Source organism: Mesorhizobium sp. Primo-A, assembly GCF_003997175.1.
GTDB classification, from domain to species: Bacteria; Pseudomonadota; Alphaproteobacteria; order Rhizobiales; family Rhizobiaceae; genus Mesorhizobium; species Mesorhizobium ciceri.
This window is the reverse complement of sequence record NZ_RZTG01000007.1, coordinates 314,337-323,485: the sequence shown is the minus strand read 5'-3', so window position 1 is coordinate 323,485 and position 9,149 is coordinate 314,337. Positions and strand designations below refer to the sequence as shown.

Genomic DNA, 9,149 nt, shown 5'->3' with positions numbered 1-9,149 from the left:
CCCCGCCTGTGCTTTACGGCGGCAGCCGGTCAGCGGCTACCTGCTTGATCAGCGCTTGCTGCTTGTCGGCATAGTCGGCGCTTGCGGGAATGCCCTTCTCCCCGATCGCCCAGACAGGCTCGTAGGCAAAGAGGATTTCCGCCTTCGGTTGATCGCCGCTCAGCTCCTGCAGCGCGCCGAGAACTTGTGCCGTCAGCACCGCCTCGGCGCGGCCTGATTCACGCTCGTCCAGCGTCTCGCCGACGCAGATCAGTGGCACGAAACCGTGCCTGACAGCAGCTGCCGTTTTCAGTCCGACAGTCGCATCCGTCTCGCCGAAATGCTCCCGGCGCTCGCTATGGCCGAGTTCGATTACATCCAGCCCGCAGTCTTTCAACATCACTGGCGAAATCTCTCCCGTCCACGCGCCGGCATCGGCCCAATGCATGTTCTGGGCACCTACCTTCACGCGGGTGTTGGCTAGTGCCGCCTTGACCTGGCGCGCGGCGGTGAACGGCGGAATGACGAAAGGCTGTATCGCCTGATCGAAACCAGGCACGAAGGCGGCCAACGCATCGGCGAACAGCAACGCCTCGGCAAGCGTCTTGTTCATCTTCCAGCTCGTGCCGACCCAATATGGGGCCATTGTTTTTCTCCTTCGATACTTTTGCGGCCGAAGCCGGCTTCCGGGCGACGTATTCGCTCAAGTCCGAGGCTTGAGACTGTCCCGGCCACTGTCGACGTAAGGCGCCCAGAAATCCACCGACTCGCGGATCATCTCGATAACCTGATGGTCGACTGGTTCCCTCTCCCTGAAGGAAAGTTCAAGGCAAATTTCATTGTCGGTTCCACCACCCTGCCGAACCGCGTCCAGCAACTTCTGCGGCACTATGCGGCCATCCTTGTTGTAGGCGGCCGTGAACGGCCAATGGCCGCCCTTGTTCATGGAAGACTGCTTGATGTGGATGATCGGAGATTGCAATGGAAACGCTTTCGCCCAGGCGTAGGGATCGGTGTCGGCAGGGTTGGGTGAGGTCACGTCGCCATGGTCGATATCGACCATCATCTTCATCGGTATGGGCAGCTTCGCTGCGTCGATGGCGCCTTGCAGCGTGACGCAGCTTTCGATCGTGTGGCCGAACTCGCGGCCGACCGACATCGGCTCCCAGAACAGGTATGTCAGCCCCGCCGCCCTGGCGTGTTCGGCAACCTCGCGCCAGCATTCGAGCGCGATATCGAGAAGTGCTGCCCGCCGTTGCGGATCGTCAAAGTCCTTGTAGGTGAAGATGGCGAACTGCGTGCCCATGCCTGGCGCGCCGAGTTCGGCGGAAATGTCGGCGAAGGTCTTGAACCAGTCGACATAGTAGCGCCGGACGTCGGCGTCCGGGTGGCCGAAATGGTTGAGCCGGCCATAAGGTCCGGTCATGCCGGAGGTGATCCTGACACCGGTCCGCGAAAGCGCGCTGTTGAACAGGCGCAGGAATTTGGCAATCGTGGCCGCCGGCCAGCCCGGATTGACGAATTCATGCGTCAACTGCACGTCGCGAATGCCGATGCCATAAGCAATCGCGTCGATCAAATCGTCTGGATCGGCGAAGCGATTGACCAGAGGATTGGTGTTGAGGGAAAGCGTGAAGGCCATCAGTCCGCCGTCGCCATGATGTTACCGAACCAATCTTCGAACGCTTTCCGCTCGGCCGCATTGATATGCAGGCCATGCTTTGTGCGGCGTTCCAGTATATCGGCTGATGTGCCAGCCCATTCGGTCTCGACCAGGAACTTTGCCTCCCGTTCATACAGATCGGGACCGAAGCGTCGGCCGAGATCAGCCTCGCTTTGCGCGCCGGCGAGCAATTGCCTGGCGCGGGTGCCGTAGCTTCGAGCGTAGTGCTTCACCAACGACGGGCTGAGCCATGAAAATTCGACATGCAGATCGCTCAGAAACTGCTCGAAGTCCGCATTGGGCAGGTCGCCCCCCGGCAAGGGAATTTTGGCCGTCCAGGCTTTCTTCATCGTCGGAAAGAATGGCTGGATCTTTTCCAGCGCGTGTTCCGACAGCTTGCGGAAGGTGGTGATCTTGCCGCCGAACACCGAAAGCAGCGGTGCGTTGCCGTTGGAGGCGTCGAGTTCGAAAATATAGTCGCGCGTCACCGCGCTTGGATTGTCGGCATTGTCGTCATAGAGCGGACGCACACCGGAGAAGCTGTAGACCACGTCCTGTGGCGTCAGCTGCCGCTTGAAATAGCGATTGACCACCTTGATCAGGTAGTCGACTTCGCTGGCCTCGGCGACCACTTCCTCGGGCCTGCCTTCGTAGGGAATGTCGGTCGTGCCGATCAGCGCCAGATCGTTCTCGTACGGGTTGACGAAGATCACCCGCTTGTCGTTGTTCTGGATGAGATAGGCCTGCCGCCCCTCCCAGAATTTGGGCACGACGATATGGCTGCCTTTTACAAGCCGGACATTGCGCGTCGAATTCTGCCCGGCGACGCGGCTGACAATGTCGTTGACCCAGGGACCTGCTGCGTTGATCAGAGCGCGCGCGCGGACTTTCGTGACGGCGCCCGTGCGACCATCCTGCATGTCGATCGACCACAGTCCGCCTTCACGGCGCGCCGCGACACAGGCGGTGCGCGTGAGCACTCTGGCGCCTCGCTGCCTTGCATCGAGCGCATTGAGCAGCACCAGGCGCGCATCGTCGACCCAGCAGTCGGAATATTCGAAACCGCGCTTGAATTCGTCCTTGATCGGCGCGCCTTCAGGCGAGGTCCTCAGGTTCAGCGTTCTTGTCCCAGGCAGCCGTTTGCGGCCGCCAAGGTGGTCGTAGAGAAACAGCCCGAGCCGGACCAGCCATGCCGGCCTATCCTGCGGGCTGTGCGGTAGAACGAAGCGCATCGGCCAGATGATATGCGGCGCCGCCTCGAGCAGCACCTCGCGTTCGATCAGCGCTTCGCGAACCAGCCTGAATTCATAATATTCGAGGTAGCGCAGGCCGCCATGCACCAGCTTGCCGGAACGCGAACTGGTGCCTTGCGCGAGATCGTCTTTTTCGCACAGGATGACGGACAGGCCACGACCTGCAGCATCACGCGCTATGCCGGCTCCATTGACGCCGCCGCCGATCACGAAGAGATCGACGACATCTGTTGTATTGCTCAAGATCTTGCTCCTGTGCGGTGCGCCATGCCCTTCCACACCGGCCGAAGCGCCTGGCGCGCCGCAACGAAGGAAGGGAAGAGCGCATCGTATGTTTGCGAAAGCGCCTCGTCATAGGCATCGCAGTCGCCGAGAAGCGGCGTCACCCATTCGGCGGCGCAGTCTTCCATGGAGCCGTAGACGCCGAGCCCGACCGCGGCCATCATCGCGGCACCCGCCGCGCCGGCTTCCTGGCGGCTGCTGGTGCGCACCTGCGCCCTTGTCGCCGCCGCGATGATGCGACGTAGAGACGGACTGCGCGCTGCGCCGCCCGACAGGCGGATCTCACTCGGCACGGCGCCCATCGCCTGGTAGCAATCGCGAGCGGCGAAGGCCAACCCCTCGAGCACGCCGCGTGCCAGATCGCCAAAGCCATGCTTGACCGAAAGGCCGATGAAGCCGGCGCGTGCGTCAGGGTCGACGAACGGCCCTCTTTCGCCGGCTAGCGATATGTAAGGCTGGTAGATCAGCGATCCCGGCTCCGATGCTTCCATCCAAGCGTCGAGCGCCTTCAGCAACTCGTCATGAGAAGGTTTGCCGCCAGCCGTGGCGAGCACGTCGCGCGCAAGGCCAAGCACCCAGTCTATGTTGAGCGTCGCCGCCATGTTGGATTGCAATTGTGCAAAGGCGCCCGGAATAGGCATGGCGATCGTGTAGCCGGAGCCATCTGCGTTCAGCACGACATCGTCGGGAGTGGCTGCGAAGCGCGTGTGTATGCCGGTCGAGCCGATGACCGTGCAGCCGACATTGCCCGAGGGATCATAGAGGCCGGCTCCGAGCGCCGTCATGACCATGTCGACGTAGCCCAGCACCACCGGCGTGCCTTCGAGCAGGCCGGTCTCCGCCGCCGCCGATCGCGATAGCGGATGATGGTCGGTGGTGCCTTCGAGCATGGGAGGCAACAGGCGGCGATGCGTCGTCAGATCCAGGATGTCGAGGGCTTCGTCGGAATAGGTGCGCGACCGAAAATCGCCGAAGGTGAAGGTTCCCTCGGAGGGATCGGTGGCGCGTTCGCCCGTCATCTTGAAGTAGAGCCAATCCTTGCAATGCAGTGCGGTGGCCGCCCGCTCCAGCATGTCGGGATGGTTCTTTTTCATGAAGGCAAGCTGGGCGCCTTGCTGGCAGGAATTCAGCCCCGTGCCGGTCAGTTCGAACCGCCTGCGATCCCGGGGATCGGCGCGCATCTCGTCCACCAAACGTCCGGCGCGGGCATCGAGCCACAGCCAGGCGCGCGAGACAGGCATGCCGTCGCTATCGATCAGCCAGGTTCCGTCGCCTTGCCCGGTGATGGCCACCGCCGCGATTCGTTGCGCGAGGTCGGGAATCTTGGCCGCGAGATCGCGAACGGTCCGCGCCATGTCGCGCCAGGTCTGGTCGAGGTCCTGCTCGGCGCCGCCGCCTTCCAGCGTGACGAAGCTATTGGGCACCGACGTCATGGCGAGCTGCCGCCCGGACAGATCGAAAGCGATCGATTTGATCACCGACGTTCCCGCGTCGATGCCGATCAGCAGGTCTTTCATGCCGCAAATTCCGATTGGTTGCGAAGGCAGTTCACGAGGGCAGTCATTTCGTAGAAGAGACAGGGGGTGTCCGCAAGGACACCCCCTGTGCAGGTATTACTCAGACAGCACGAAGGGTGCGGTGTACTTGTCGACATTGTCCTTGGTGATGAGAAGGCAATCGAACAGCTGCTTCTCGGTCGCCGCACCGGTGGCACCCGTCTTGATAAACGAGTCCGCCTGCTGCACGGCCTTGGCCGAGAAGATGGCGACCGGCTGCAGCACGGTGTACTGCAGTTCACCGGACTTGATCGCCGCAACCGCGTCCGGGGAGCCGTCGAAGCCACCGACCTTGATGCCGGCGAGCTTGCCAGCTTCCTTCAGCGCCGCAACCGCGCCGAGAGCCATTTCGTCATTGCCGCTGATCACGGCGATGATGTCGGGATTGGCTTGCAGCATGCTCTGCATCTTGTCGTGGCCCTGGGTACGATCCCAGTTGGCGACCTGCGAAGCAGCCTTTTCGAGATCCGGGTACTGGCTCAGCACAGTCGCGTAACCGTTCGAGCGCGTGGCGGCATTGTTGTCCGACGGGGCGCCGAGCAGTTCGACATATTTGCCCTTTTCACCGACGGCCTGCACCCACTGCTGGGCACCGAGAGCAGCGCCCTGCGCGTTGTTGGAAACGAGCTGCCCCTTGGCGAGGCCTTCCTGGTTGATCTCGGCATTGACAAGGAACACCGGGATGTTGGCTGCAATCGCCTTCTTCACCGCACCGACAGAGCCGTCGGCGTTGGCCGGATCGAGAATGATCGCCACCGACTTGTTGGTGATGGCGGTGTCGATCAAATTGCTTTCGGTATTGGTATCGCCCTTGTGGGCGCCGACATTGGCCGTATAGCCAAGCTTCTCGGCCTCGGCCTTGGCGACGTTGCCCTCGGTCAGCCAGTAGGGATTGGCCGGATCGTTGACGATGATCGAGATCAGGCCCGCGGCTGACGCGGCGGCCGTGAACCCAACGACCATCGCGGCCGCGAGCAGACTTTTCAGCATGGTTTTCATGTACATTCCTCCAATGATTACGCGGTGTTGCTGCCAGTTCACCTGGCAGTCTTCCCTTGGGCAGGATTGGCCGGTTCGGCCTTCCCCCGTTTCTGAGAAGTCGGTTGGCCACCTGTCGCGCTTGGGAGCTTGCTGCGGCGGCGATACTGAACGGCATTGAGGAGCACGGCGAGCACGATGACCGCGCCGGTGAACACTGTCTGCCAGTAGGATGAGATGCCGATGATCACCAGACCGTCGGACAGGAAGCCGATGACGAAGGCCCCGAGCAGGGTTCCGCGGATGTTGCCGCGGCCGCCGGTCAGTGCCGCGCCGCCGATGACGACGGCCGCAATGGCCGTCAGTTCGTAGGTGGTGCCGGCGGTCGGTCCCGCCGATGTAAGCTGCGAGGACAGGATCAGGCCGGCAATGGCGGCGCAGATGCCCGACAGCACATAGACGGAAATCTGCACTGTCTTGACCGGAACGCCGGAGAGTTCGGCCGCGCGTTCATTGCCGCCCGAGGCGTAGAGCCAGCGCCCGAAAGCGGTGCGGTTCAGGACGATGCTGCCAATGAGCGCGATGACCACGAGAACCACGACGCCCGTCGGCACGCCGAACAAGCGGTTGAAGCCAAGCGCATCGAAGCCGGTGTTTCCGAGCTCCGGCTTGCCGCCGAGATTGTTGTAGGTCAGGCCGCTGGTCATCAGCAGCGCCAGGCCGCGCGCCATGTACATGACGCCGAGGGTGGCGACGAAAGCTGGAACCTTGAAGCGCGCGATGAGCACGCCGTTGATCAGCCCGACGACGGCGCCCAGCATGCAGGCCAGCACCGCGACCACCCACACCGGCGGATAGAGAACGACGCCCAGCCAACTCAGCGTCACCCCTTGCATCAGGAAGCCGGCAACGACGCCGGCCAAGCCCAGCGTCGACCCCACCGACAGATCGATGCCGCCATTGAGGATGACAAGCAGCATGCCGATCGCGAGGATTCCGAAGATGGCGACATGCGAGGCCATGGTCAGGAAATTCGCCACCGAGAGGTAGTAGGGCGACAGGATCGAAAAGACGACGATGATGACGATCAGGGCAAAGAAAGCGCGGCCCTCGAGCAGCAGCTTGGCGAGATCGAAGCCTTCGCTCGCGCTTGGACTGGACTGTTTTCTGGCCTGGCTGACATCGGTCATGGTGTGGGCTCCGAAATTCCTGGTGATCAGGCGACCACGGCTTCGCCCGAGGCGGCCATGATCTGCTCTTTGGTGGCATTGGCGCCGAATTCGGCTGAAATCCTGCCGCGGCGCATGACGACGATGCGGTGGGCAATGCTGAGGCATTCGTTGACCTCAGAGGTCGAGAAGACGACGGCAAGGCCCTGCGCAGCGCGTTCGCTCAGCAAGCGGAAGACTTCGGCCTTGGCGCCGACATCGATGCCGCGGCTCGGCTCGTCGAGAAGGATAACCTTGGGATTGGTCGTCAGCATCTTGCCGATGACGACCTTCTGCTGATTGCCGCCCGACAGCGATCCGATCATGGCGTTGCCGCCAGCGGTCTTGACGGTCACCTTGCGGATCGAGTCTTCGACCAGCTCTCGCTCTCTGGAACGAGACAGAAACAGGCCCCTGGCGAACGCTTCGATGCTGGCGAGCGAAAGATTACGACCGACGGTCATCGTCTGCACCAGCCCGTCGCGCTGCCGGTCCTCGGGGACCAGCACAAGCCCTCTGGAGATACGCTGGGCAATGCTCAGCCCCGAGACGTCCTCGCCTTCCAGCAGCGCCCGCCCGCCCGCCATCGGCACTCGTCCGGCGACGGCCTCCAGCAATTCCGTGCGCCCGGCACCCATCAGCCCGTAGATGCAGACGATCTCGCCTGCTCGCACGTCCAGCGACAGGTGATCGACGACGGAATAACCTGAGCCCGAAGTGTCGACGACGCTGACATCCTCGATCGATAGGGCGACTTCGCCGAATTCATGGCCGGTCGGCGGCGAGCCGAGATCGAAATTCTCGCCGACCATGTTGCGCACGATCCATTCGAGATCGATATCCCGGGCTTCGGCCGTCGCGGTAATCGCGCCATCGCGCAGGACAACGGCATAGTCGGTGATCTGCAGCGCCTCTTCGAGGTGATGCGATATGTAGACGATGGAGACGCCGCGGCTGGTCAGATCGCGGATCACCTTGAACAGAACTTCCACCTCGGTTGCGCTGAGCGCGGAGGTCGGCTCGTCCATGATGAGGATGCGCGAATCGACCGACAGTGCCCGGGCGATCTCGACGATCTGCTGTTGGCCGAGGCGCAGATCCTCGACCAGGGTCATCGGATCGATGTCCTCCTCGAGATCAGCCATCAGAGCGCGCGCCTGGCGTTGCTCCTCGGCGAAGTCGAGGCCGGTCCTGGTGCGCAGTTCGCGGCCCATGAAGATGTTGTCGCGAACGCTGAGGTTGGGCGCCAGGCTGAGTTCCTGGTGGATGATCGAGATGCCGCGATCGCGCGCGTCCGAGGACGAAGAAAAGCTGACGAGATTGCCGTCGAGCACGATGTCGCCGGATGTCGGCGTGACCACGCCGGAGAGGATCTTCATCAGCGTCGACTTGCCGGCGCCATTCTCTCCGAACAGCGTGGTGACCTTGCCGCGATGGATGTCGAAATTGACGCCCTTGAGCGCATGGACGCCGCCATACGACATGACGATGTTGCGCGCCGAAAGCACGGCGTCGCCAGTCGCGGGTCCGGTGTCGGCAGTCGGTTTCATTTGACGTCCAGCCTCACGGGGGTGACGAGCCAGCTCTTCGGGTTGACCAGCTTGAATGCGCCGACCACCGATATGGTCTTGCCGGTCAAGGTGCTCGTATCGACCTTGGCCAGGACTTCCTTCTTCATCTCATTGTTCAGCGCCGAACCGGCGTCCTGGTACTCAATCTGGTTGGTGAACTGGCCGAATGTGATCTTGCCCGTGGCGTCACGCAGTTCCGTCCCGTTGATTGCCGGTCCCGTCTGCACGCGGATCATCAACGTATCTGGCACGCCGTCGACGGCGACCTTGTAGATGCCAGATTTTCCTTCGCCGACGACGCCGGTGAACTTGACTGAAATGACCGGTCCGACGCCCGCAGGCACACCGTATTCCTTTTCCGCCGTTGCCCTGTCCTTGGCAATCGCCGTCGCCACCGTCACCGCGTCGGCGGCGCGTGCCTCGACATCGGCCTGCACCTTGGGAAATTCCGACTTGCCGTAGTCAGCGGCGGAAAACACGGCGCTGCGAACGTCGCCTGCCGACCCTATCCTGACCACGTTGGTATCGAGCGCCATGGCGCCGAGCAGGACGACAACCGCGGCGCTGGCAAGTGCCCGACGCAGGGCGGGCGAGGCAGGCCTGGTCGATGCAGTGGCGGCTTTCGCGCTCATGACGCAACCGCCAGCAAGGCTGATCCG

Annotated in this window: 7 protein-coding genes and 1 pseudogene; all 8 read right to left on the bottom strand. The window is 62.5% G+C overall.

Annotation, left to right across the window (positions count from 1 at the left end; all coding sequences use genetic code 11):
* Window positions 1-34 precede the first annotated feature (34 nt).
* A pseudogene (locus EOC83_RS15495) lies at window positions 35-625 on the bottom strand (triose-phosphate isomerase); the annotation flags it as partial.
* 57 nt (window positions 626-682) lie between these two features.
* Entirely contained in the window at window positions 683-1,621 is a 939-nt protein-coding gene (locus tag EOC83_RS15490) for a TIM barrel protein (RefSeq protein ID WP_013533069.1), read from the bottom strand.
* Entirely contained in the window at window positions 1,621-3,138 is a 1,518-nt protein-coding gene (locus EOC83_RS15485) for a glycerol-3-phosphate dehydrogenase (protein WP_063167516.1), read from the bottom strand. The genes EOC83_RS15490 and EOC83_RS15485 overlap by 1 nt, the downstream gene beginning before the upstream one ends.
* Window positions 3,135-4,694 carry an FGGY-family carbohydrate kinase gene (locus EOC83_RS15480; RefSeq protein WP_063167515.1) on the bottom strand — a complete coding sequence of 520 codons (1,560 nt, stop codon included), beginning with the start codon at window positions 4,692-4,694 and terminating at the stop codon, window positions 3,135-3,137. Before EOC83_RS15480 ends, EOC83_RS15485 begins: the two co-directional genes overlap by 4 nt.
* 96 nt (window positions 4,695-4,790) lie before the next feature.
* Window positions 4,791-5,738 (bottom strand): D-ribose ABC transporter substrate-binding protein, encoded by a 948-nt coding sequence (locus EOC83_RS15475; RefSeq protein WP_023756738.1) that lies wholly within the window; start codon window positions 5,736-5,738, stop codon window positions 4,791-4,793.
* Window positions 5,739-5,770: 32 nt separating this feature from the next.
* Window positions 5,771-6,901, bottom strand: a complete 1,131-nt coding sequence (locus EOC83_RS15470; RefSeq protein ID WP_013533073.1) for an ABC transporter permease — start codon at window positions 6,899-6,901, stop codon at window positions 5,771-5,773.
* Between the two features lie 26 nt (window positions 6,902-6,927).
* Window positions 6,928-8,469 carry a sugar ABC transporter ATP-binding protein gene (locus EOC83_RS15465; RefSeq protein ID WP_063167514.1) on the bottom strand — a complete coding sequence of 514 codons (1,542 nt, stop codon included), beginning with the start codon at window positions 8,467-8,469 and terminating at the stop codon, window positions 6,928-6,930.
* Window positions 8,466-9,122, bottom strand: a complete 657-nt coding sequence (locus EOC83_RS15460) for a DUF2291 domain-containing protein (protein ID WP_063167513.1) — start codon at window positions 9,120-9,122, stop codon at window positions 8,466-8,468. Before EOC83_RS15460 ends, EOC83_RS15465 begins: the two co-directional genes overlap by 4 nt.
* Window positions 9,123-9,149: the final 27 nt, after the last annotated feature.

Excerpts from the sequence above, each read along its gene's own strand:
- EOC83_RS15490 (WP_013533069.1), bottom strand. The coding sequence starts at position 1,621 with ATGGCCTTCACGCTTTCCCTCAACACCAATCCTCTGGTCAATCGCTTC.
- EOC83_RS15460 (WP_063167513.1), bottom strand. The coding sequence starts at position 9,122 with ATGAGCGCGAAAGCCGCCACTGCATCGACCAGGCCTGCCTCGCCCGCC.
- EOC83_RS15470 (WP_013533073.1), bottom strand. The coding sequence starts at position 6,901 with ATGACCGATGTCAGCCAGGCCAGAAAACAGTCCAGTCCAAGCGCGAGC.
- EOC83_RS15480 (WP_063167515.1), bottom strand. The coding sequence starts at position 4,694 with ATGAAAGACCTGCTGATCGGCATCGACGCGGGAACGTCGGTGATCAAA.
- EOC83_RS15465 (WP_063167514.1), bottom strand. The coding sequence starts at position 8,469 with ATGAAACCGACTGCCGACACCGGACCCGCGACTGGCGACGCCGTGCTT.
- EOC83_RS15475 (WP_023756738.1), bottom strand. The coding sequence starts at position 5,738 with ATGTACATGAAAACCATGCTGAAAAGTCTGCTCGCGGCCGCGATGGTC.